Below are 24012 nucleotides of genomic sequence, written 5' to 3' on the forward strand. Positions count from 1 at the left end.
CTCGCGTTCAGGGTTGGACACCATGGCGGGATGGCCCGTCCATGATGAGAGGACGGCGATCGGCGCGCAGCGCGATCGCTCGGGTCTGCGACGGCTCAGAACTCAGCGGACAGGCTGCTGCAAGGTGCAGGGAGGTGGGGGCCATGGCTGTCGGTGACGTTCTGGTCATCGGGGGGGCACTGGCGCTGACGGCGTTCATCGCTTGGTTCTTCTTCGGGCCGAAGAAGTCGAGCAAGGCCGAGGTCGCCGACGGGGTGCAGGTCGTGACGGTGACCGTCAAGGGCGGGTACAGCCCGGACACGATCGAGGTCGCAGCGGGGGTGCCGGTGCGCCTGTCGTTCGACCGGCAGGAGAGCGGCGAGTGCTCCTCGCGCGTGGTGTTCCCCGACTTCAAGGTCAACCAGCTGCTGCCCGCGAATGAGACGACCACGGTGGAGTTCACCCCCGACGAGCCCGGTGAGTACACGTTCGCGTGCGGCATGAACATGCTGCACGGGCGCATCCGTGTCCTGGGCGGTTCGGACGCCGACGGTGGGGGCTCTGCCGTCGCGCTGGCCGAGCGTCAGGAGAGCGAGGGCGGTACGGATGTCCACGCCGATGGCGGCACGGGTGACCACGCGCAGGACGCGGTGGCGGCCGAACATGTACACGGTGGTGGCGCGCAGCCGCTGGCCGCGATGCCGACGCTGAGTGTGGCGGAAGACTCCGGAGATGCCGAGGAGCGTGAGCGTGCGGCGGAGATCAGGGATCTGCGCAATCGGGTCATCCTGGGTGCGATTCTGACCTTCCCGGTGCTTTTCGCGGTGATGGCGGTGAAGCTGTTCGGTGCCACGTGGGTGCCGCCGTTGCTGATGAACGACTTCTTCCAGCTTTTGCTGATCGTGCCGGTGTTCTTCTACACCGGCTGGCCCATTCACAAGACCGGGTGGCTGGCGTTGTCGCACCGGACCGCGGAGATGAACTCGCTGATCACGCTGGGCACCATCGCCGCGTTCGGTTACAGCCTCGTGGTCACATTCGCACCGGGCGCCCTTCCCGCAGAGGCGCGGGAGGTCTATTACGAGGTGGTGGGGGTGATCATCACCCTGATCCTGCTCGGCCGGCTGCTGGAGACCAAGGCGAAGGCCGGGACCGGGGAGGCGATCCGCACCCTGATCGGGCTTCAGCCCCGCATCGCGCGAGTGATCCGCGGCGGGCAGGAGCTGGAGGTCCAGATCGACCAGGTGGTCCGAGGCGATGTCGTGGTCGTCCGCCCCGGGGAGAAGCTGCCCGTCGACGGAGAGGTCCTCGACGGCGCCTCCGCGGTGGACGAGTCGATGGTCACCGGCGAGCCGATTCCGGTGACGAAGAGGACCGGTGACACGGTCATCGGGGCCACGATCAACCAGACGGGTTCGTTCCGGTACACGGCGACCAAGGTCGGCGCGGACACGATGCTCGCACAGATCATCGCGCTCGTGCGGCAGGCGCAGGGGTCGAAGGCCCCGATCCAGCGGCTGGTCGACAAGGTCTCGGGCTACTTCGTGCCCGCGGTCATCGCGGTCGCCATCTGGGCCTTCGTGGCGTGGGAGCTGGCCGGTCCGCCGCCGGCGTTCGTCTTCGCGCTCGTTGCCGCCGTGTCGGTGCTGATCATCGCCTGCCCCTGCGCATTGGGGCTGGCCACGCCGCTGTCGATCACCGTGGCCACCGGCAAGGGGGCCACGGCCGGCATCCTGATCCGCGACGCAGAGGCACTAGAGACGGCCCACAAGCTCGACACGGTGGTGCTCGACAAGACCGGCACGATCACCAGGGGCGCTCCCGCCCTGACCGACGTGCTGCCCGCCGAAGGGTTCTCCGAGGCCGAGCTGCTGACCTTGGTGGCCGCTGTCGAGCGGGCCTCCGAGCACCCGCTGGCGACGGCGATCGTGGCCGGAGCGGCCGAGCGCGGCATGGAGCTGCCCGAGGCGGCCGGGTTCGATTCCGTCACAGGGCAGGGCGTGCGCGCCCTGGTGGGCGGCCGGGAGGTGCTCGTCGGCAACCGGCGGCTGCTTGCCGGTGCCGGCATCCCGGCGGAATCCGGCGACGACGACCGGCTGGCCGCCGACGGCAAGACCCCGATCCTGGCAGCCGTCGACGGCCGCTTCGCCGGTGTGATCGGCGTCGCGGACACCGTCAAGGACGGCTCCGCCGCCGCCGTCGCGGCCCTGCGTGCCCGCGGGATCGACGTGGTGATGATGACGGGGGACAACCGGGCCACCGCCGCGGCGATCGCCCGGCAGGTCGGCATCGGCAGGGTCCTCGCGGAGGTCATGCCCCAGCACAAGGCCGCGGAGGTCAAACGGCTGCAGGGCGAGGGCCGCGTGGTCGGGATGGTCGGCGACGGCATCAACGACGCCCCCGCCCTGGCCCAGGCGGACGTCGGCTCCGCCATCGGCACCGGCACCGACGTGGCCATCGAGTCATCCGACATCACCCTGATCTCGGGGGCGCTGTCCGGGCTGGTGACCGCGGTGGACCTGTCGCGGGCCACGATGCGCAACATCCACCAGAACCTGATCTTCGCGTTCTTCTACAACGCCGCGGGCATCCCGATCGCCGCCGGCCTCCTGTACCCGGCGCTGGGCTGGACCCTCAGCCCGATGCTTGCCGCAGCGGCGATGGCGCTGTCCTCGCTGTCCGTGGTGACCAACGCCAACAGGCTTCGCAGCTTCACCCCGCCGACCGTCCCCGATGCCGCCCGGATCCCAGCCACCGACCCTGTAGTGGAGGTCGGACGCGAAGAAGAAGAGATTGAGGAACACATGTCCCAGAAGGTCACCGACCCCGTGTGCGGTATGAGCGTCGACCCGGCGTCCGCCGCCGGAAGCACCGAGTACGAAAGCCGCACCTACTACTTCTGCTCGAACGGATGCGCAGAGAGCTTCAACGCCGACCCGGCCAGGTACGCCACTGCGGTCCGCTGACCGGATCGGACGCCGCCACGGGTCACACTTCGTAGACGGTGGCCCCCGCCACGACCGTGCGCACGACGCGCGCTTCGAGGAGCGCCTCCGCGCCCTCGGTGAACGGGTCTCGATCGAGCACCGCGAAGTCGGCCGCGAGGCCGGGCGCGATGCTGCCGCGCACGTCGTCGTCGAGGCACGATGCCGCCGCGTCGCGCGTCGCGTGCACGACGGCGTCCTCGAGGGGCACCGCGTATTCGGGGTGGCTGGGCGGGAACGATCCGTCGAGCGCGGAGCGCCGGGTCGCGGCCACGTACAGGTTGGGCAGGGCCTCGTGCGGCGCGGTCGGGGCATCCGTCGAGAAGGCCAGGCGGGCGCCGGCATCCGTGAACTCGGTCCAGGCGAAGCCGCGGTCGGCGCGTTCGTCGCCGAGCATCGCGGCCCAGTTCGCCCAGATCGCCGGGTCGGCGTGCACGGGCTGCATCGACGCCGTGACGCCGAGTCGCGCGAGCCGCACGATGTCGGCCGGGTCGGCGTACTCGAGGTGCTCGATGCGGTGGCGCCGGTGGCGGTCGCCGTTCACGGCGTGGGCGTGCTCGAGGGCGTCGAGGGCGATGCCGCTCGCCGCGTCGCCGATCGCGTGCATCGCGATCTGCAGGCCGGCGGCGTCGGCTGCGACGACGACAGGCGCGAGGTCGTCGAGCGGCCAGATGGGTGCGGCGTTCGAGCCGTCGGCGTACGGATGCCGCATCGCCGCCGTGCAGGCGTCGATGACGCCGTCGAGCACGAGCTTGATACCGGCGACGCGCAGCCACGGGGTGCCCGCCTCGGCGGCGAGCTCGATCGCTCGGATCTCCCGCCGCCGGGCTCCGCGCTCGGCGTGCACGAGGAAGCCCTTGAAGCCGCCACGGCGCGAGCCCGGCGTCCACTGTGACAACGCCAGCTCCACCCCAACATCGGAGCGTAGATGGAAGTCATAGAACGCCGAGGCAGCCGCCAGCTTGCGCTGCAACGTCCGCTCCGAGACAGCGCTCTCCACCGTCGGGAGAACCGGGATGCCCGAGCCGCGCAGCCGCCGGGGAACCCGCAACCAGGCGACCCATTCGCCGATGTCCTGCAACTGCACATTCCGCCAATCCAGGCCGGTGTCGCCGAGCCACCCAAACAGGTCTTGGAGGTCATGGGCATAGGCCTTGATGGTGTTCGGCGAATAGCTCAGATGGTCCAGGTGCGCCAGAAACGCCTAAACAAGAGCTCTCCTCAATGGGGCGTTCGACCGCGAGGTCGAAGGAAACGACACGTGGGCAAAGCGCTTGAACGCGCGAACCGTCCACAACGCGGAGCTTGAGCTGTACTTCCACCCGGACGATGCCGCACTGGTTCCCTCGGAGTTGCCAACCCGGGATGACTCGTGACCGCCCCCGCCATCGAGGGCGCTACTCGTTATCAAGACCTGCGGGCCTTCTGCCGACGGTTCGACCGCGATGCGTCGCTCCAGATGCTCAGCGTCGCGTCGAGAGCGTGGGACGGCCACCCCACAGATGAACGCGGGCGGGTGAAGCCTTTCCTCCCGTGGGACATCGCCGGGGTCGCGGCAACGTTCCTGCAATGGGGCACGGCGGGAGGCGGCGCGCCAACACCGGACGAACTCCGACGGATGTGCTGGATGTTTCTCAACCTTGAACATCCGAGCCTCGGGGAGCCGGGGTCAGGGTTCGCCACGGTCCTACGCCTCATCTACTCGCAAATACCCTTCCAAGCGCCCGACGCGGGGGCGCATTGGGCGCGGGCTGTCGCCCTCTTCCGCGACACGGAGTTTCAGGAGGGCTACGTTCCCGAGGTCATGACATCGAGCTGGCAGAAGGAGTTGCTCGGCTGCTCCGTGGAGCAGTGGGTGTCCGTCGGGTTCGCTCTCCACGCCGCGCTGCTTCAGGGGAGCCACTATCCGTTCGAGTGGACTCCCGAGCTTGAACCGGCCCTCGAAGCGCTAGGAGGCTCAGAGGCCTTCGACCGTGTCGTTCGGCAAGGGTTCACCATGACGGTCGGCGACTACCGGGCACAGCGACGAACTCACGTCGAGCGCTTCGGCGGCACGACTGCCCAGCAGTTCCTCCGCGAGCCGTTCGCCTTCAACCCGCTGTTCAGCGCGCCACTGATCGAGGGCATCGCCGACCACTTCGTCGCACGTGCTCCACGAAGCGTCTCGCTTCGCGTGCGAGCGGAGCCGCGAGCGGATGTTCCCGGTGCTGGCTTTGCCCGCGGCGGTCGGCTTGCGTGGCGAGATGCCGGTGTACAGCAAGTCGAATTCGTCCGTGGCCGCATACTCGCGTGCGGGCACCCGTAACGCACCCGGCGTGAACCACCAGGCGTAAATGCCGCTTTCTTTCGGCGCCGTCCCGACTTCGAACACTCTGGCCAGTTCTCGTGGGTTGGATGCACCGGCATGCGCGAGTGAGCTGGGTGCGTGACCCCGCGCCTCGGACCGCGGAGGAGGAATTGCTCGCCGCAGCGAACGTGCCTCTCAACGTCGACCAGCACCTCCACGATCCGTTCTCACGCGAGCTGAATCGGCGGCGCATCGGCGCGAAGGCCGCTGCACGGTCCGAGGCCGTCTGACGTGGCGGCAGCGCTCACACTCCGATCGCCATGTGCAGCACGACGCTCCTATAGTCGCTGCGAGGCGAACGCGCTCGGCCCGAGTTGGCTACCCGTCAAGCTCGTCGGGCCGCATCGACTGCGCCGGCCCGTTGTAGGTGATCAGCTCAGGAAGTGCCTCAGAACGGTCGACGAGTGCACAGCTCTGAGCTGTCGGTTGCGCGACATGGTTGCGAGAATTACTCGCGTTTTAGTTGGCCACGGCGACTACGGCAAGGCTGATCGGGCGGCGTCGAGAGCCTCTATTTCTTGCGGGGCGCAGTTCTTCACGGCCCTCTCGGTGACCAACAGCAGTGATGAGGCTGTGGCGGTCTCGTCGTCGATGGGAAACCGGCCGGTCGGGTAGCGAGCCGAGAACGCGATGATCTCGTCAACGTCCGCGGCGATGATGCCCATGTCGGGGTCAGTCTCGAGGCACTGCGCGCCGATGTTATGCAGGGCGTTGTGGACCACCTGGATGTCAGCAGCAGGGGCGGTGCTCGAGGGCCCGTAGCTGGTGGCGCCAACCCACATGTCTTGCGGCGCGGGGCCACTGTTGATAAGTGTCGGCACCAGGATCGCCCCGGCGACGATTGGCGGGGCGAGGATGGCGGTGATCAGCGGCCAGCGTGAACGCTTGGGTCGGCCGGTCGTGAGACTCATTTCGCTAGCACCGTTCCACACTTGAAATCCTGCACGGAGCAGAGGGTTTGCGTTCAGACCCCCTGAACATGGATGCCCCAATAGTAATCGTGGTAAGCCCGCCGACGATGTTGATGGGGATGTGGCGTCGCAGAAGGGCGACAGCGGCTATCTCAGGGCCCAGCCCGACCGCCAGCATGCGGAACGGCAGCCCGAGCCCACGGGGTATACCGCGGTGAGGAGCGCTGCGCTTAGGGCTGAGCTGGGCCGATGCTTAGGCGGCGATCGCGGAAAGCGTCGGGCCACGCCGGGAAGGCTCAGCCCAGCCGAACACGATGCCAAGCAACGGGGCGCTGGCGAGCCCGGTGCTTGGAGTAGTGGAGAGTTTCGCGGTGCCAGATCGCCCGCCTGCGTGCGGAGAACTACGGCATCTACGGGCGCCGAAGATGCATGCGCTGATGCAACGACAGGGCTGGTCAATTGGGCGGGACCAGACCGAGCGACTCATGCGGAAGGCCGGTGTCCGCGGGGTGCGCAAGTTGAAACCGGTATTCGCAACGAAGTCCGATCCCGCCGCGCAGCGGCCGACGAATCTCCTCAATCGCAGGTTCAGCTAGGACCGGACGTAATATAACTACTATGAAGCGTAGTACAGCGTTAGAGTTACCCACAGAACCACGACCATGACCGCCCACCCAGAGGAGACTGCGTCGCCTCCTGGGGCATCCTTTTACCGTGGATCGGCGCCTCCTACACCACAGGTTGGGCTCGGCGCAGCGCAGGTCAGGCTCGGCGGGTCTACACCGCCACCAGCGACGACAGATCAGGGCACTGATGACGTGGAGCTGGGAGCGTTGCAGGTTTCCGCGTTCAATTGCAATGCCTTGGCAGAGGTTGAGCCGCATGCGTTGGGTTTGACCTACGAGTTCAACGCCGCGCCTGAGGGTGGCCTCCTGACTCGTGCCACTTTAGTGCCAATACCGTTCAATTAGAGTTACATCGGTGTAGTTTTGGGGTATGCCTCGTTCTGGTTGGAGGAAGCCCGAGTCGGATCGGCGGTTGCCGGATCTGGTGTCGGTCGGGTTGCTGATGAAGGTGTTCCCCGCCGGTCTGGTCGATGCGGTGATCGCGGAGTGCGGCCGGACGGAGCAGCGGCGCAGGTCGTTGCCGGCCCGGTCGGTGGTGTACTTCGCGATGGGGATGGCGCTGCACTCGGAAGGGTCGTATGAGGACGTGCTGGCGCTGATCTCGGACGGCATCGCGTGGGCGGATCGGGAGCAGGCGCCGGTGCGGCTGGCGAACAAGGCAGCGATCTCCCACGCGCGCGACCGGCTGGGTTCCGAGCCGATGGCGGTGCTGTTCGACCGGGTCGCGCAGCCTCTGGCGGGGCCGGACGCTGCGGGGTGCTGGCTGGCGGGGCGCCGGCTGGTCGCGATCGATGGGACCTGCCTGGATCTGGCTGACACACCCGCCAACGACGAGCACTTCGGGCGCCCCGGGGTGATGAAGGGGGAACGATCCGCGTTCCCGCAGGCGAGGGTGGTCGCCCTCGCCGAGTGCGGCACCCATGCGATCTTCGACGCGGTGAGCGGTCCGTACGCGACGAGCGAGAAAGCGCTGTCCGCCGAGTTGTTGGACCGGCTCACCCCGGGGATGCTGTGCCTGGCCGACCGTGGCTTCTACTCCTTCACCGCCTGGCAGACCGCCGCCGCGACAGACACGGACCTGCTCTGGCGGGTCCGGGACAACCTCAAGCTCGACGCGATCGAGGATCTGCCGGACGGGTCGTACCTGGCCGAGGTGTTCGACTCACGCACCGACCGGAAGCGCGAGCGGGGCGTCACCGTCCGGGTGGTCGAGTACACGATCGAGGACGGACGCGACACGGCAGGCCCCTACCGGCTGCTGACGACGATCCTCGACCCGCAAGAGGCTCCCGCCGCCGAACTGGCCGCCGCGTACGCGCAACGGTGGGAGATCGAGACCGCATTCGACGAGCTGAAAACCCATCAGCGCGGGCCCCGCCAGGTGCTGCGCTCCAAGACCCCCGATCTCGTGCTCCAGGAGATCTGGGGACACCTGTGCTGCCACTACGCGATCCGCACCCTCATGCTCGATGCCGCCACTCACGCCGGCCACGACCCCCACAGGATCTCCTTCGTCACCGCGCTCCGGATCAGCCGCCGCTCCATCGCCCAGCAGGGCGCTTTTCCCCCCTGACGCCGAAGACACTATCGTCCGGCTCTGGGCCCACGCCATCGGCGAACTTGTCCGCCGGCTCCTGCCCAGGCGACGCCCTCGCGCCAACCCCCGCGTCGTCAAGCGCAAGTACACCCGCTGGCACGTCAAACGCGCCCGGCACCGAAACTGGCCCCAACCCGACAGACCACCCCACGAAGCCATCCTCATCTAATTGAACGGTATTGAGCCTAGACCCGCAGTCGCAGAGCGGCCCGCGAGTCGCGCCCCCCTGTCAACCCCGTTGATTCATCCGTCGTCGCGAGGTGTGCTGGTTTCATGCCCCCGCTCTGGAAACTCGACCGCACCGCCCCGCCCGTCTCCGTCCCGTTCGCTCCGGCACGGCACGAGGTCGTCATTGTCGGGGCCGGCATTACGGGGCTGTCGACCGGTCTCATGCTGGCGACCCTCGGGCGAGACGTTGCGATCGTGGAAGCGGGCGAGATCGCAGAACTCGCGAGCGGATCGAACACGGGCAAGGTCTCACTGCTGCAGGGCAGCACGCTCTCGACGCTGCGCAGGCACCATTCCGCGTCCCTCGTGCGCGCCTATGTCGACGCGAACCGGGCGGGAGCCGAATGGCTTGCCGAGTTCACGGAGGACGCGGGAGTGTCGACGACACACCGCACCGCGTACTCGTACACGCCATCGCGGGCGGGCTTGGAAGCCATCGAGGCAGAGATCGGAGCCGGACGCGAGGCCGGCCTCGACATGCGGCGCGCCGACGAGCGAGAACTCGCAACGCCGTTCCCCGCGATGGCGGCGGCCGCGCTGGACAGTCAACTCGCGGTCGATCCGGTCGCTCTCACGGACGCCCTCGCTCGGGCGTTCGTCGCAGCGGGCGGCACTCTGCACACGGGCACCCGAGTGCGGTCCGTGCACGCCGTTCCGGAACCCCTCGTGCGGACGGATGCGGGAGCCCTCCGTGCGGATCGGATCGTGCTCGCAACCGGAACGGCCATCATGGACCGCGGGCTGACGTTCGCCAAGACACGCGGTCTGCGGTCGCACTGCGTCGCGTTCGACTATGACGGGGACATCCCGGACGGCATGTTCCTCTCGATCGACGGACCGGTGCGCTCCGTGCGCTCGGTCACGGCCGATGACGGGCCCGCGGGCGCAGCACGCCTGATCGTCGGGGGCAACGGTCATCCGGTCGGCCGCTCGCTCTCGGACACCGCGGAGATCGACGAGCTCGTCGCCTGGACCCAGAAGCACTTCCCCGGAGCGCAAGAAGTGGTGCGCTGGTCGGCCCAGGACTACGAGTCCCACAACCTCGTTCCCTTCGTCGGCGTCATGCCCCGCACCCTCGGGCGCGTGCGCTTCGCGACGGGATACGCCAAGTGGGGCCTGACGAACGGACCGGCCGCTGCCATCCGGCTCACGTCGGAGATCATGCGCGTGCCGTTCCGTGAACGGGCGTCCTGGATGATCGCGCTCGGCACGCGTTTGACCGTTCCGGCAGACCTGGCACGAGGCGCGCGCGAGAACGCACTGGTCGGTGCGGAAGCGGCGAAGGGATGGCTGCGGGCGGAGAGCGCGAGTGTGCCCGTGCCGCGCCCCGCCGAGGGGGAAGGCGTCGTCGCGCAGCGCGCCGGACATCCGGTCGCCGTTTCGAGTGTCGACGGGCAGACGCGCGCGGTGAGCGCGGTCTGCACGCATCTGGGCGGCATCGTGGCGTGGAATGACGCCGACCGAACCTGGGATTGCCCGCTCCACGCCTCGCGTTTCGCACCCGACGGGACGCGCATCGAGGGCCCCGCGGTCGAGGACCTCACCCCACTCGACGGGCCGCCCGGAGACTCACTCAGCGGGTGCCCGGCGTCTGCCGCCCACCCGACCAAGTAGTAGGCTCGGGGATTGGTCGATCTCTCGACATCAAGACTCTTTTCGAAGAAATCCCCCGGCGCGACAGCGAAGGACTGCAACGTGGATCTTTACGAGTACCAGGCACGAGACCTATTCGAGAAGTACGAGGTGCCGGTTCTCGCGGGCATCATCGCCGACACCGCTGAGGAGGCGAAGGCGGCTGCCGAGAAGATCGGTGGTGTCGTCGTCGTCAAGGCCCAGGTCAAGGTCGGTGGCCGCGGCAAGGCCGGCGGCGTGAAGGTCGCCAAGACCCCCGAAGAGGCCTTCGAGGCTGCGCAGCAGATCCTCGGCCTCGACATCAAGGGCCACATCGTCAAGCGCGTCATGGTCGCGGCGGGTGCGCGCATCGCCACCGAGTACTACTTCTCGGTGCTGCTCGACCGCGCCAACCGCTCCTACCTCAGCCTTGCGAGCGTCGAGGGTGGCATGGAGATCGAGCAGCTCGCCGTCGAGAAGCCCGAGGCACTCGCCCGCATCGAGGTCAACCCGCTGACGGGTATCGATGCAGCGAAGGCCCTCGAGATTGCGCAGGCCGCCGGCTTCGATGCCGAGCTCGCCCCCAAGGTCGCGGATGTCTTCGTCAAGCTCTACGACGTGTACAAGGGCGAGGACGCGACACTCGTCGAGGTCAACCCGCTCGTGCTCACCGAGGAGGGCGACATCATCGCCCTCGACGGCAAGGTCTCGATCGACGAGAACGCCGCGTTCCGTCACCCCGACCACGATGCGCTCGAAGACAAGGACGCCGCCGACCCTCTCGAGGCCAAGGCCAAGGAGAACGACCTCAACTACGTCAAGCTCGACGGTCAGGTCGGCATCATCGGCAACGGCGCGGGGCTCGTCATGTCGACGCTCGACGTCGTCGCCTACGCGGGTGAAGCCCACGGCGGCGTGACCCCGGCCAACTTCCTCGACATCGGTGGCGGAGCATCCGCCGCCGTCATGGCCGCCGGCCTCGACGTCATCCTCGGAGACCCGCAGGTCAAGAGCGTGTTCGTCAACGTCTTCGGCGGCATCACCGCCTGCGACGCGGTCGCCAACGGCATCGTCGGCGCCCTCGACACGCTCGGTGCCACGGCATCCAAGCCCCTCGTCGTCCGCCTCGACGGAAACCGCGTCGACGAGGGCCGCGCGATCCTGCGCGATTACGCCCACCCGCTCGTCACGCTGGCCTCGACCATGGACGAGGGCGCCGACAAGGCCGCCGAACTCGCCAACGTCTGACCCACGGATCAAAGGACTGCAGAGAAATGTCGATCTTCCTCAACAAAGACTCCAAGGTCATCGTCCAGGGCATCACCGGAGGCGAGGGCACCAAGCACACGGCGCTCATGCTGAAGGCGGGCACCCAGGTCGCCGGTGGTGTCAACGCCCGCAAGGCCGGCACGACGGTTTCGCACACGGATGCCTCGGGCAACGCTGTCGAGCTGCCCGTCTTCGCGTCGGTCGCCGAGGCCATGGCCGCGACCGGCGCGGACGTCTCGATCGCCTTCGTTCCCGCCGCCTTCACGAAGGACGCGATGCTCGAGGCCATCGACGCCGAGATCCCGCTGCTCGTCGTGATCACCGAGGGTGTGCCCGTCGGTGACAGCGCCGAGGCCTGGGCCTACGCCCAGAGCAAGGGCAACGCCACGCGCATCATCGGCCCGAACTGCCCCGGAATCATCACGCCCGGCGAGGCACTCGTCGGAATCACCCCCGCGAACATCACGGGGAAGGGACCGATCGGCCTCGTGTCGAAGTCGGGCACCCTGACGTACCAGATGATGTTCGAGCTGCGGGACCTCGGCTTCTCGACCGCCATCGGCATCGGCGGCGACCCCGTCATCGGCACGACGCACATCGACGCGCTCGCGGCCTTCGAGGCCGACCCCGAGACCAAGGCCATCGTCATGATCGGTGAGATCGGCGGCGACGCGGAAGAGCGCGCGGCCGACTACATCAAGGCGCACGTCACGAAGCCGGTCGTCGGCTACGTCGCGGGCTTCACCGCCCCGGAGGGCAAGACGATGGGCCACGCCGGCGCGATCGTCTCCGGCTCGGCGGGTACCGCGCAGGCCAAGAAGGAAGCCCTCGAGGCTGCCGGGGTCAAGGTCGGCAAAACGCCGAGCGAGACCGCTGCGCTCATGCGCGAGGTCATCGAGGCGCTCTAGCACTCACACCAAGAAGGGCGGATGCCGCGGCCACAGCCGCCGCATCCGCCCTTCTTCGTGTGGCGGCGCGCCGCCCGCGGACAATATTCCGGTGGCATGTGCCCGGTCGGGCTGCGGGCGCGCCCGCCGAGCCCCGTTGAGACGATGTCGCCGGAGTAATGTCCGGGCGAGCCTGGGAGGGCGCCGCAGCCGCCGCGGGTAGGGTCGAGGACGCCATGCATCGCCTCATCGTCGCCCTGCTCAGCGCGCTCGACGCCCTCATCCAGGTCGCGGGGGGACTCGCGGTGATCGCCGCGCCCCTCACGGCCCTGTGGGTCTTCGGGCTGGGGGGTACCGCCGACTGGGCTGCGCTCTGGCCCTCGACGGCCGCGGTATGGCACGCGGGCAACCTCGTGCCGCTGCAGGTGACGCTCCCCGACACACTCATCGCCGCCGGGATCTCGTCGGATGCCGCATCCTTCGCCTTCTCGCTCGCGCCCCTCGGTTTCGCCGCCTTCACCATCATCTTCGGCGTTCGCTCCGGCGCCCGCGCGGCGCGCTCGGGCGCGTGGTTCACCGGATTCGTCTCGGCGCTTTTCGTCGCGGGGGCGCTCTCGACGGTGATCGCCCTCACTTCCAACACCGACGTCGTCTCATCCGTCCTGTGGCAGGCCATCGTCATCCCGGCGGCCTTGTACGCGGTTTCGGTGTTGACCGGCGGGATCGTCTCGGCCTGGCGGAACGGTGACGACGGTGCCGTCGACACGTTCCGGGACGCCCTCGAGCGCCGCGGCGCGGCCGACGCGGTCATCAGCGCGACGGCCCTCGGTGTGGCCGTCACCGTGGCCACACTGATCGGGGTGGGGGCCGTCGTGCTCGCGGGTGCCGTGGCGATGTCGGGTGGCGAGATCGCCGCGCTGTATCAGGCCGGTAACGTCGACATCCTGGGTGCGATCGTCGTCACCCTGGGCCAGGTCGCCTATATCCCGACGCTCATCGTGTGGACCATCTCGTGGATTGCCGGCCCCGGGTTCGCGATCGGCACGGGCAGCACCGTCTCGCCGGTCGGCACAGATCTGGCCGTGGTGCCCTCGATTCCCGTGCTGGGCGCCGTGCCCGACGCGTCCGATGCGTGGCTGCTGCTCGTCGCGCTCATCCCCGTCGCGGCGGGTGCGCTGGGCGGATGGTTCGCCCGCTCCCGCCTGCACGCCGTCGCCGACGGGCCCACGGATGCGATCGCGCCGCGTCTCGTGACAACCCTCGCAATGTCGGTCGTGTCGGCCCTCGCCACGGCCGGAATGGCAATCGCAGCCTCGGGGGCGATCGGGCCCGGGCGCCTCGCAGACGTCGGCCCCCAGGCGGGGCCCCTCGCCTTCGCGATCGGCGTCGAGGTGTTCGTGGGGGCAGCCATCCTGTTGCTGTCACCGCTCTCGCACGAGCGTTCGGCGGACGATTCCCCACCTGGGGGACACGGGGATCAGCCCGTCGCGGCGACGCCGGAAACGCGCGACCGCGCGTTCGTCATCGAGGATGATCAGCCGACCGCCCCCATCGCGCCTCTCGTTCAGGGGTGATCGCCCCGGGCGCGTCGCCCCGGCCCCGGTAGACTTGCCCGGTGCTCACGGTCGCGGTCCTCATCTCGGGCACGGGATCTAACCTTCGCGCGCTGCTGGAGGCCGCGAATGGTGCCGGCTTTCCGGCTCGGATCATCGTCGTCGGTGCCGATCGTGAGGCCGAGGGGTTCGCGCACGCCGACGAGTTCGGCATCCCGACCTTTCTGGTGCCGTGGTCGAGCTTCGATTCGCGTGAGGCGTGGGGCGACGAGCTGTTGCGCCAACTCGATGTGTGGAACCCCGACCTGATCGTGCTGAGCGGGCTGATGCGCCTGCTGCCGCCGGCTGTCGTCGCCGCGTACGCCCCGCGCATCGTCAACACGCATCCGGCCTTCCTGCCCGAGTTTCCGGGCGCACACGGCGTCCGCGACGCGCTCGCTGCGGGTGCGGAACAGACCGGCGCGAGTGTCATCGTCGTCGACGACGGGGTCGACACCGGACCGATCCTTGCCCAGGAGCGGGTGCCCGTCCTGCCGACCGACGACGAGGCGGCCCTGCACGAGCGCATCAAGCCTGTCGAACGCCGCCTGTTGATCGATGTCGTCCGCCGCATCGGAGCCGGTGAGCTCGATCTCGCCGTCGCATCCTCCACCTGATTTCACCCCATCTGTCACCAGGACCACCGTCCCCGCAAAGGAGCACCCCCATGGCCGGACCGAGCCACGACAAGTCCCTCTACCGCGACCGCGATGTCATTCCCGTTCGCCGCGCGCTTGTCTCCGTCAGCGACAAGACCGACCTGCTGGTACTGGCCGCGGCCCTCGCCGATGCGGGCGTCGAGATCGTTTCGACCGGTTCGACCGCGGCAACGATCCGCGACGCTGGCTACGCGGTGACGGATGTCGCGGCAGTGACGGGCTTCCCCGAGTCACTCGACGGGCGGGTCAAGACCCTGCACCCCGGCGTGCACGCGGGCCTGCTCGCCGACCTGCGCCTGGAAGACCACGAGCGTCAGCTCGCCGACCTCGACATCGCGCCGTTCGAGCTCGTCGTGGTGAACCTGTACCCGTTCGTCGAGACCGTTGCCTCGGGGGCCGAGGCCGATGATGTGGTCGAGCAGATCGACATCGGTGGTCCCGCGATGGTCCGCGCCTCGGCCAAGAACCACGCGAACGTCGCAATCGTCGTGTCGCCCTCGTCGTACCCGGCAGTGATCGACGCCGTCGCGTCGGGCGGAACGAGCCTCGGACAGCGCCGTGAGCTCGCCGCGCGCGCGTTCGCGCACACCGCGGCCTACGACTCCGCCGTCGCCACCTGGTTCGCCGAGGGCACCCTCGCCGAGGGGGAGGATCTGCCGGGTCATCTGACGATCCGCGCCGAGCGCCTCGAAACCCTCCGCTATGGCGAGAACTCGCACCAGCGCGCCGCGATCTACACCCGCACGGGCGGCCACGGCATCGCGCAGGCGACGCAGCTGCAGGGCAAGGGCATGAGCTACAACAACTATGTCGACGCAGATGCGGCCCTGCGCGCTGCGTTCGACATGGTCAAGCCCGCCGTCGCGATCATCAAGCACGCCAACCCGTGCGGCATCGCCGTCGGCGCTCCGAACGCGCTTGACCCGATCGCCAGCGCCCACCTGCGTGCGAACGAGTGCGACCCGGTCTCGGCGTTCGGCGGCGTGATCGCCGCGAACCGCCCGGTGACGCTGAAGATGGCCGAGAACCTGCGCGACATCTTCACTGAAGTCATCGTCGCGCCCGGCTTCGAGCCGCAGGCCCTCGAGGTCTTCGCCGAGAAGAAGAACCTGCGGCTGCTGCAGCTTCCGGCCGACTGGAAGCAGGAGCGGATGGATGTCCGCCTCGTCTCCGGCGGACTTCTGCTGCAGGACGCGGACCGGTTCCCCGACGACATCGAGTCGGTCGCTAAGGACTGGGAGCTCGTTTCGGGCACGCAGCCCGAGGGAGATGAGATGACGAACCTCATCTTCGCGTGGAAGGCGTGCCGCGCCGTGAAGTCCAACGCGATCGTGCTGGCGAAGAACTCCGCGACGGTCGGGATCGGGATGGGTCAGGTCAACCGTGTCGATTCGTGCCGCCTCGCGGTCGATCGCGCGGGGGACCGCGCACGCGGTTCCGTCGCCGCATCCGATGCCTTCTTCCCGTTCGCGGACGGCCCGCAGGTGCTGCTCGATGCGGGCATCGCGGCGATCGTTCAGCCCGGTGGATCCGTGCGCGATGACGAGGTCATCCAGGCCGCGCGCGACGCGGGCGTGACCATGTTCTTCACGGGCGAGCGGCACTTCTTCCACTGAGCAGGGCGAGCGTACGCACCCTTCGACAAGCTCAGGGGGCGTACGCTCGCTGAGCCTGTCGAAGCGTGCGCGTCGCACGCTCGCGCAGCCGTGTCCGATTTCCGCGAGCGGGTGGCCCCGGGGCGTGTCAGGCTGGGGGCATGAAGCAGTCCTTGAGTGCTCTGCCGAGGCATCCGTCGATGACCTTCGACGAGCGCTACCGCGCGATCTCGTCGCGCGACACCCGCTTCGACGGGCAGTTCGTGACGGCCGTGCGGACAACCGGAATCTACTGTCGCCCGAGCTGCCCGGCCCGCACCCCGAAGCCCGCGAACGTGTCGTTCTTCGCTACCTCTGCCGCCGCACACGAGGCGGGCTACCGCGCGTGCAAGCGCTGTCTTCCTGAAGCGGCGCCGGGTTCGCCGGAGTGGGATCTTCGCGGGGACGCCACGGGACGCGCGATGCGGCTCATCGCCGACGGGGTCATCGAACGCGAGGGAGTACCGGGACTGGCGTCGCGCCTCGGGTACTCGCCCCGGCATCTGACCCGGATGCTCGCGGCCGAACTCGGCGCCGGGCCCTTGGCCCTCGCCCGGGCGCAGCGTGCCCACGCCGCTCGCATGCTCCTCGTCGGCACCGACCTGACCGCTGCGGACGTCGCGTTCTCGGCTGGATTCTCGAGCGTTCGGCAGTTCAACGACACGGTGCGCGAGGTGTTCGGAATGACCCCGACCGAGCTCCGCGCGCGCGGCACGCGGGCCGGGGTGGCGCCCGAGGCTGGGGGCAACATCCGTCTCGCCCTGCCGTACCGGCTGCCGTTCGATGCCGCGGGGCTGTTCGCGTGGATGTCGGCGCGGGCGGTTCCGGGGGTGGAGGTCTCGTCGTCCGATTCGTTCGCTCGTACCCTGCGATTGCCGGGTGGGCCGGCGTGGTTCCGGGTGCGCGATGCGCCCGCGCAGGGGCGGCTCGTGCTTGAAGCCCGTGTCGCCCGCCCGGCGGACCTCGCCTCTCTCGTGGCCCGGGTGCGGCGGCTCTTCGATCTCGACGCCGACCCGCTCGCGATCGATGCGGCGCTGTCTGCCGACTCGCTGATCGCCGAGCGCGTGCGAGCCGTGCCCGGGCTGCGGGTGCCCGGTGCCGCGGATCCGCACGAAATATTGATCCGGGCGATGGTCGGTCAGCAGATCACCGTGGTCGCCGCGCGGACGGCGCTCACGCGACTGACCCACGAGCTCGGCGAATCGGTTGAGCCCTGGGAAGGAACCGAGCGGCTGTTCCCGACGATGTCCGCGATCGCCGAGCACGGCGCCGAGGTGTTGCGTGGTCCCCGTGCCCGGATCAGCGCCATCACGGCCGTCGCCGCGGCCCTCGCGTCGGGTGAGCTCGATCTCGGGCCGGGGGATGAGCCCGCGGCGCAGCGCGTGACACTGCTTGCGCTGCCCGGAGTAGGGCCCTGGACCGCCGACTATGTGCGGATGCGTGTGACCGGCGACCCCGATGTGTTCCTGTCGGGCGACGTGGCCGTGCGAACGGGCGCTGTTCGCGCCGGTCTGCCTAGCGATCCCCGTGAGTTGACCGCTCGTGTCGCGCCGTTCGCGCCGTGGCGGTCGTACCTGACCGGGCATCTGTGGCGCGCGGCCGCGGACCTTCCCGCGGCCGGTGCGCGGGCCGGGGCGAAAATCTCGAAGGAACCAGGCCCCCGAAACCCCGAATTAGGGCCCGCTTCGGCCCATCTGCCCCCGATATTCCTTCCGGATTTACGCCACACGAAAGGCAAGCCCGCATGACCGACCTCGCAACCGCCCTCATGGAGACGGTCGACACCCCGGACGGCCCCCTCGTCGTCGTTGCTGACGCGCAGCAGCGCGTACTCGGGTCGGGCTGGACGACGGATGCCTCCGCTGTCATCGCTCGCATTCACCCGGCCCTCCGGCCCAGCTCCGTGCGCGAGGCCCAGCTCGACGCTGCTGGCGTGGCGCGCGCGTACTACGGCGGCGCCCTCGGCGCCCTGGACGATGTCGTCGTCCGGCAGCAGGGCACCGAGCTTCAGCTGAAGGGCTGGAGTGCGTTGCGCCGGATCGTGCCGGGGGAGCCGCTCACGTACAGCGCGTTCGCCGCCGCCTTCGGCTCGTCGACGGCCGTTCGGGCCGCTGCGTCGGTGTGTGCGCGAAACGCGCCCGCCCTGTTCGTGCCGTGCCACCGGGTGCTACGCAGCGATGGATCGCTCGGGGGTTTCGCCTGGGGTCTGCCTGTCAAGGCGAGCTTGCTCGCCCGAGAACGAGGAGAGGCTTCGGTCTCGCCCCCGTCGTCCTGATCTCGTCGCAACCGGCGGGCTCGGGCCCGCATCCAGCGCGGGTAGCGGTCTGATGCTTGCCTCGCGCCGCGCGGGCGCATAGCCTGAAAGGCTGCCCGCACCGCGCCTCCGACCGGGATCCGTGCGCTGCAGCTCTTCCGCTCCGTCGCGCCGACTCGGCGATTCTGCACGCCCAAAAGGACCATGACTTCGACAGCTCCGACCCCAACGCCTCAATCGTCGACCGCTCAGCTGTCAACGCCACGCGCACTGGCGCGCCTCGTTCCGTTCGCCCGCCCGGTGGCCGGGCGCCTCGTGCTGGGCGGTGTCAGCGCCCTCATCGCAAGCCTGTTGGCCCTCACGATCCCGCTCGCCCTGGAGGTCATCGTCGCGGGCCCGATCGCGTCGAGGGACACCGGGCAGATCGTGTGGGGCGCCGTCGTCGTGCTCGGCCTCGGACTTCTCGAGGCCGTGATGGTCTGGGCGCGGCGCTGGTTCGTTCTCGGTCCGGCGACGAAGGTCGAGTACGACCTGCGTACCCAGTTCTACGAGCGTCTGCAGCGCCTGCCGGTCGCGTTCCATGACCGGTGGCAGTCCGGGCAGCTGCTCAGTCGCATGATGCAGGACATCAGCCTGATCCGGCGCTGGCTCGCGTTCGGCCTCGTGCTGCTCGTCGTGAACGTCCTGACGATCCTGGTCGGCTCGGTCATCCTCTTCCGTTGGCACTGGGCGCTCGGCACGATCTTCGTGCTCTGCTCGATCCCGCTCTGGATCGCCGGTTTCCGTTTCGAGAAGCGCTATGGCTCCCTCACCCGGCAGAGCCAGGATCAGGCGGGCGACCTCGCGACGGCGGTCGAGGAAAGCGTGCACGGTATCCGCGTTCTGAAGGCGTTCGGCCGGGGCGGTCACGCGTTGAAGAAGTTCGCGAGCCAGGCCGAGGGCCTGCGCGAAACCGAGCTGAACAAGGCCCGCGCGGTGGGTGTGATCTGGTTCTGGCTCGTGCTGCTGCCCGAGATCGCCTTCGCACTCTGCCTGGCCGCGGGCATCGTGCTCGCGCAGCTCGGCCAGTTGAGCGTCGCCGAGCTGTTCGCGTTCTTCGCCATGGCGACCGTGTTGCGGTGGCCGATGGAGTCGATTGGATTCCTGTTCTCGTTCCTGCTCGATGCCCGCACCGCGACGGATCGCCTGTTCGAGGTTTTCGATGAAGAGAACACCATCATCGATCCCGCGCGGCCGCGAGGAGCGGCGGAAGTCCGTGGCGAACTCGCGTTCCGTGACGCGCATTTCCGGTATCAGGATGCCGCGGACGGCGAACGCGACCTGCTCGACGGAATCGACCTGGTGCTGAAGCCGGGCGAGACCATGGCCCTCGTCGGGCTCACCGGCTCGGGCAAGACGACGCTCACGACGCTGCCGACGCGTCTCTACGACGTGACCGCCGGACGGGTGGAACTGGATGGCGTGGATGTTCGCGAGCTCACGCTGCACGAGCTTCGCGGGCACATCGGGATGGCTTTCGAGGACGCGACGCTCTTCTCCGCGACCGTGCGCGAGAACGTCCTGCTCGGGCGTGAAGACCTCGAACCCGGCAGCGCCGAGGCCGAGCGCGTGCTGCGCGAGGCGCTCGATGTCGCGCAGGCGACGTTCGTGGACGAGCTGCCCGACGGTGTCGACACGATCATCGGCGAGGAGGGTCTGAGCCTGTCGGGCGGTCAGCGCCAGCGCCTGGCGCTCGCCCGGGCGGTGGCCGCCAAACCCGCCGTTCTCGTGCTCGATGACCCGCTCTCGGCCCTGGATGTCGACACCGAGGCACTCGTCGAGGCAGCACTTCGTCGTGTGCTCGAGACCACGACGGCGCTGATCGTCGCGCACCGGCCCTCGACCGTCGCGCTCGCCGACCGCGTCGCGCTGCTCGAGGACGGGCGGATCACGGGCGTCGGCACGCACTCCGAACTGCTCCGCACGAGCGAGCATTACCGGCATGTGATCTCGAGTCTCGAATCGGAAGCGAATACGGTCACGGCCGACGGACCGGCCCCGATTTCGGATGCCTCGATCGCCGAGCCCGACCCCCTGGCAGCCGCATCGATCGTCGAACGTCAGGGGCCCGGTGTTGCCGGCCTCGGAGGGGTGAATCCGTGAGTACCGTCACCGGAACCGAGGGCGAAGACCGCTCGGACTACACGCAGGCCGAGAGTCGGCAGATCCGTCGCCGGTCGCTGCGTCTGCTCGGGTCGCTGCTTTCGCCCGTGCGCGCCAACCTGATCCTCGCGGCGACGGTGCTCGTCGTCTCGACCGCGCTGCGGGTCCTCGGCCCCGCCCTGATCGCGTACGGAATCGACACGGCACTGCCCGCGGTGCTCGATCGCGCGGACTGGATGCCGACGATCGGCGTCGTCGCGGTGTTCATCCTCTCGGCGATCGGTGGGGCGGTGCTGATCGGCTGGTATGTCGTCGTGACGGCTCGTCTGACACAGACGATCATGCTGGACCTGCGCATGCGGATCTTCCGCCACACGCAGCTGCTCAGCCTGGAGTTTCACGAGTCGTACACGTCTGGGCGCATCATTTCGCGCCAGACGAGCGACCTCGACTCCATCCGCGAGCTGCTGGACGGTGGTCTGAACGAGCTCGTGTCGGGCTTGCTGTACGGCGGGTTCACGCTCATCGCGCTCGTCCTGCTCGACTGGCAGTCCGGCATCATCCTCGTCGTGATGGGCGTGCCGCTCTGGCTGCTGATGCGCTGGTTCTACCGTCGCTCGCAGCTGGTCTACCGCGAGTCGCGCGTCGTGAGCGCGCAGGTCATCGTGAAGTTCGTCGAGACGATGACGGGCATCCGTGCCGTCAAGGCGTTCCGGCGCGAGAAGCGCGACGACGAGGACTTCGGCGAGCTCGCCAGCCAGTACCGCGACGTCAACATCCGGTCGATCCGTCTGTTCGGAACGTTCGAGCCGGGGCTGATGGCCGTCGCGGCGATGTCGGTCGCGCTCGTGCTGCTCTGGGGCGGACTTCGGGTCGCCGGTATCGCCGGCGGAGCCCTCGACGTCGGTGTCCTGCTAGCCGCGGTGCTGTACGTCCGCAACTTCTTCTCGCCGCTGCAGGAGGTGGCGTTCTTCCTCAACTCGTACCAGTCTGCGACGGCTGCGCTCGAGAAGGTGTCGGGCGTGCTCGAGGAGCAGCCGACGGTGCCCGATCCGACCAAGCCGGTCGACCTCTGGAAGGCCCGCGGTCACGTGCGCTTCGATGGAGTCGAATTCGGCTACGGCGGCGACCGCACGATCCTGCCCGACTTCACGCTCGACATCCCGGCGGGCCAGACGGTTGCGCTCGTCGGCACGACGGGCGCCGGCAAGTCGACGCTGGCCAAGCTCGTCTCGCGCTTCTACGATCCCACCCGGGGTCGCGTCACCCTCGATGACGTGGACCTGCGGGACCTGCACCCGAAGGACCTGCGCCGCGCGATCGTCATGGTCACGCAAGAGGCGTACCTTTTCAGCGGCTCGGTGGCCGACAACATCGCCTTCGGCAAGCCCGAGGCGACGTTCGAAGAGGTTCAGGCGGCCGCGCGGGCGGTTGGGGCGGATGACTTCATCCGGGCACTTCCCGACGGATACGACACCGACGTGAACAAGCGCGGTGGCCGTGTCTCGGCGGGTCAGCGTCAGCTGATCTCGTTCGCGCGGGCGTTCCTCGCCGACCCGGCCGTGCTGATCCTCGACGAGGCGACGGCGTCGCTCGACATGCCCAGCGAACGGTTGATTCAGGATGCCTTGCAGCACCTGTTGGCTGACCGCACCGCGATCATCATCGCGCACCGGCTGTCGACGGTCGCGATCGCCGACCGCGTTCTGGTGATGGAGCACGGCCGTATCGTCGAGGACGACACCCCCGGGGCGCTGATCGCGGGTACGGGGCGGTTCGCGAAGCTGCACGAGGCCTGGCGCGAGACCCTCGTCTAGCTTTCGTGGCGGCGGCCGGACGCGTGGGATGCTGTGTGCCATGAGCGTTCCCTCACCAGTGCTGACCGAGATGACCGATCCGCAGTTCGTGATGTCGGTGGAGGGCTACCGCATCGCGACGTACACGTGGGGCGACGAAGATGCGGTGCCCGTTCTCTGCGTCCACGGTTTCTCCTCGAGCTGCCGGGACAACTGGGTCGACACGGGCTGGGTTCGCGACCTCACCCGGGCGGGCTTCCGCGTGATCGGTGTCGATCAGCGCGGTCACGGGGCAAGCGACAAACCCCACGAGCCGCGGGCCTACACGATGGACGACTTCCTCGCGGACCTCGAGATCGTCCTCGACACGTACCTGGTCGAGGAGGTGCGTTACGTCGGATATTCGCTCGGCGCGCGTGTGGGGTGGCAGTTCGCGGTCGAGGCCTCGCACCGCGTCTCACGTGCGGTGCTGGGCGGCATTCCGGATGGCACACCGCTCGGGCGCCTGAAACTCGATGAAGCGCGGGCGTTCGTCGAGGACGGCGTGGAGATCAGCGACAAGGTCACCCGCAACTACGTCACGCTCTCGGAGCGGGTGGCGGGCAACGACCTGCGCTCGCTCATCGCGCTCGCCGAGGGCATGCGGCTGGGGGACGCGGACCCCGACCCCGCGCATCCGCCGCGCCAGCCGATCCTGTTCGCCACGGGCAGCGACGACGCGATCCTCGAGCGCTCACGCGTTCTGGCGGAAGCCACACCGAACGGTCGATTCGCCGAGATCCCGGGCCGGCACCACTTCAACACCCCGGGCTCACGCGACTTCCGGAATGCCGCGCTGGAGTTCTTGACCGCCCCGTGATGCGTTTCGTCTCGGCCCTGCGGGCCTCGCTCAACGACCGGCGTACCCCCGCTCGTTGAGCGAGCGCAGCGAGTCGAAACGATTGTCTGTCCTGTGACGCTAGATGCGGATCTGGGCGATGACCTCGCCGTACTCCGTCTCGCCCACGGGCGTGAAGCCGACGCGGCGGAAGAACGCCTCGGGCCCGTTTTCGCCGGCCTCGTAGATGACGTTGACGTGGTCGAGACCGCGCGAGCGCGCCTCTTCTACGAGCGACTTCACGGCGAAGCGTCCGACGCCGCGGCCCTGGTCGTCGGCGTCGACGTTGATGCGCCAGAGCACCGAGCGGAAGTAGTCGATCGAGGCATCGTCGTCGAAGTTCGCGCTGACGAAGCCGACGACCTCGTCGCCATCGGCGACAACGCGCTGCCATGACGTGGTCGGGTCGGCGACGGTGGCCGCGACGCCGTAGGACACCGGCGCGAGGAATTGTTCCTGCCCGGGCTTCAGGGACAGGTTGTTCACCGCCACGATCGTGGACGCGGACAGTTCAACCAATCGCAGCTCAGCCATAGCGACAGGCTAACGGCTCATCGTGTGAGTGCCCACAGTTCGATGTTGCGGAATGTGTCTTCGCCATGAACATCCCGCGCTGAAC

General features: G+C 68.7%; 19 protein-coding genes. 16 read left to right on the plus strand and 3 right to left on the minus strand.

Annotation, left to right across the window (positions count from 1 at the left end; all coding sequences use genetic code 11):
• The first annotated feature begins 143 nt into the window (after positions 1 to 143).
• Positions 144 to 2945, plus strand: coding sequence for a heavy metal translocating P-type ATPase (locus tag ACXZ1E_RS13005; RefSeq protein ID WP_458040893.1), 2802 nt, complete (start codon positions 144 to 146; stop codon positions 2943 to 2945).
• Positions 2946 to 2967: 22 nt separating this feature from the next.
• Here the strand turns inward: ACXZ1E_RS13005 and ACXZ1E_RS13010 are convergent, their stop codons facing one another.
• Positions 2968 to 4161 (minus strand): amidohydrolase family protein, encoded by a 1194-nt coding sequence (locus ACXZ1E_RS13010; protein ID WP_458042931.1) that lies wholly within the window; start codon positions 4159 to 4161, stop codon positions 2968 to 2970.
• 174 nt (positions 4162 to 4335) lie between these two features.
• On the opposite strand from ACXZ1E_RS13010, the gene ACXZ1E_RS13015 reads away from it, so the two are divergent.
• Positions 4336 to 5268, plus strand: a complete 933-nt coding sequence (locus tag ACXZ1E_RS13015) for a hypothetical protein (RefSeq protein ID WP_458040894.1) — start codon at positions 4336 to 4338, stop codon at positions 5266 to 5268.
• Between the two features lie 89 nt (positions 5269 to 5357).
• Entirely contained in the window at positions 5358 to 5540 is a 183-nt protein-coding gene (locus ACXZ1E_RS13020; RefSeq protein WP_458040895.1) for a GIY-YIG nuclease family protein, read from the plus strand.
• Positions 5541 to 5786: 246 nt separating this feature from the next.
• Here the strand turns inward: ACXZ1E_RS13020 and ACXZ1E_RS13025 are convergent, their stop codons facing one another.
• Positions 5787 to 6221: a hypothetical protein gene (locus tag ACXZ1E_RS13025; protein WP_458040896.1), complete on the minus strand. Its 435-nt coding sequence runs from the start codon at positions 6219 to 6221 to the stop codon at positions 5787 to 5789.
• Between the two features lie 425 nt (positions 6222 to 6646).
• Here ACXZ1E_RS13025 and ACXZ1E_RS13030 point away from each other — a divergent pair, with 425 nt between their 5' ends.
• The 13 genes from ACXZ1E_RS13030 to ACXZ1E_RS13090 all read left to right on the plus strand — a co-directional run bounded on the left by ACXZ1E_RS13030 (position 6647) and on the right by ACXZ1E_RS13090 (position 23375).
• The gene (locus ACXZ1E_RS13030) at positions 6647 to 6817 is read left to right on the plus strand and encodes a hypothetical protein (protein WP_458040897.1); all 171 of its coding nucleotides are present in this window, start codon (positions 6647 to 6649) and stop codon (positions 6815 to 6817) included.
• Between the two features lie 400 nt (positions 6818 to 7217).
• Complete coding sequence (locus tag ACXZ1E_RS13035) at positions 7218 to 8420, plus strand: IS4 family transposase (RefSeq protein WP_458040898.1); 1203 nt, start codon at positions 7218 to 7220, stop codon at positions 8418 to 8420.
• A gap of 297 nt (positions 8421 to 8717) precedes the next feature.
• Positions 8718 to 10286 carry an FAD-dependent oxidoreductase gene (locus ACXZ1E_RS13040; RefSeq protein WP_458040899.1) on the plus strand — a complete coding sequence of 523 codons (1569 nt, stop codon included), beginning with the start codon at positions 8718 to 8720 and terminating at the stop codon, positions 10284 to 10286.
• 81 nt (positions 10287 to 10367) lie between these two features.
• Positions 10368 to 11531, plus strand: a complete 1164-nt coding sequence (gene sucC / locus ACXZ1E_RS13045; RefSeq protein ID WP_458040900.1) for an ADP-forming succinate--CoA ligase subunit beta — start codon at positions 10368 to 10370, stop codon at positions 11529 to 11531.
• 26 nt (positions 11532 to 11557) lie between these two features.
• A complete protein-coding gene (sucD, locus tag ACXZ1E_RS13050; RefSeq protein WP_458040901.1) occupies positions 11558 to 12460 on the plus strand; it encodes a succinate--CoA ligase subunit alpha in 903 nt (300 codons plus the stop codon).
• A gap of 215 nt (positions 12461 to 12675) precedes the next feature.
• Entirely contained in the window at positions 12676 to 14013 is a 1338-nt protein-coding gene (locus tag ACXZ1E_RS13055) for a cell division protein PerM (RefSeq protein WP_458040902.1), read from the plus strand.
• 41 nt (positions 14014 to 14054) lie between these two features.
• Positions 14055 to 14648, plus strand: a complete 594-nt coding sequence (gene purN / locus ACXZ1E_RS13060; RefSeq protein WP_458040903.1) for a phosphoribosylglycinamide formyltransferase — start codon at positions 14055 to 14057, stop codon at positions 14646 to 14648.
• A 50-nt stretch (positions 14649 to 14698) separates the two neighbouring features.
• Positions 14699 to 16306: a bifunctional phosphoribosylaminoimidazolecarboxamide formyltransferase/IMP cyclohydrolase gene (gene purH, locus ACXZ1E_RS13065; protein WP_458040904.1), complete on the plus strand. Its 1608-nt coding sequence runs from the start codon at positions 14699 to 14701 to the stop codon at positions 16304 to 16306.
• 140 nt (positions 16307 to 16446) lie between these two features.
• Positions 16447 to 18072 (plus strand): AlkA N-terminal domain-containing protein, encoded by a 1626-nt coding sequence (locus tag ACXZ1E_RS13070; RefSeq protein WP_458040905.1) that lies wholly within the window; start codon positions 16447 to 16449, stop codon positions 18070 to 18072.
• Positions 18069 to 18599: a methylated-DNA--[protein]-cysteine S-methyltransferase gene (locus ACXZ1E_RS13075; protein ID WP_458040906.1), complete on the plus strand. Its 531-nt coding sequence runs from the start codon at positions 18069 to 18071 to the stop codon at positions 18597 to 18599. Before ACXZ1E_RS13070 ends, ACXZ1E_RS13075 begins: the two co-directional genes overlap by 4 nt.
• A 183-nt stretch (positions 18600 to 18782) precedes the next feature.
• Entirely contained in the window at positions 18783 to 20720 is a 1938-nt protein-coding gene (locus ACXZ1E_RS13080) for an ABC transporter ATP-binding protein (protein ID WP_458040907.1), read from the plus strand.
• On the plus strand, positions 20717 to 22537 hold the full coding sequence (locus ACXZ1E_RS13085; RefSeq protein WP_458040908.1) for an ABC transporter ATP-binding protein: 1821 nt from the start codon (positions 20717 to 20719) through the stop codon (positions 22535 to 22537). The genes ACXZ1E_RS13080 and ACXZ1E_RS13085 overlap by 4 nt, the downstream gene beginning before the upstream one ends.
• Positions 22538 to 22577: 40 nt before the next feature.
• Entirely contained in the window at positions 22578 to 23375 is a 798-nt protein-coding gene (locus ACXZ1E_RS13090; RefSeq protein ID WP_458040909.1) for an alpha/beta fold hydrolase, read from the plus strand.
• A 99-nt stretch (positions 23376 to 23474) separates the two neighbouring features.
• On the opposite strand, the gene ACXZ1E_RS13095 is transcribed toward ACXZ1E_RS13090, so the two are convergent.
• Positions 23475 to 23927, minus strand: coding sequence for a GNAT family N-acetyltransferase (locus tag ACXZ1E_RS13095; protein ID WP_458040910.1), 453 nt, complete (start codon positions 23925 to 23927; stop codon positions 23475 to 23477).
• Positions 23928 to 24012: the final 85 nt, after the last annotated feature.

It is taken from the genome of Pacificispira sp. HM-600, from assembly GCF_977993705.1.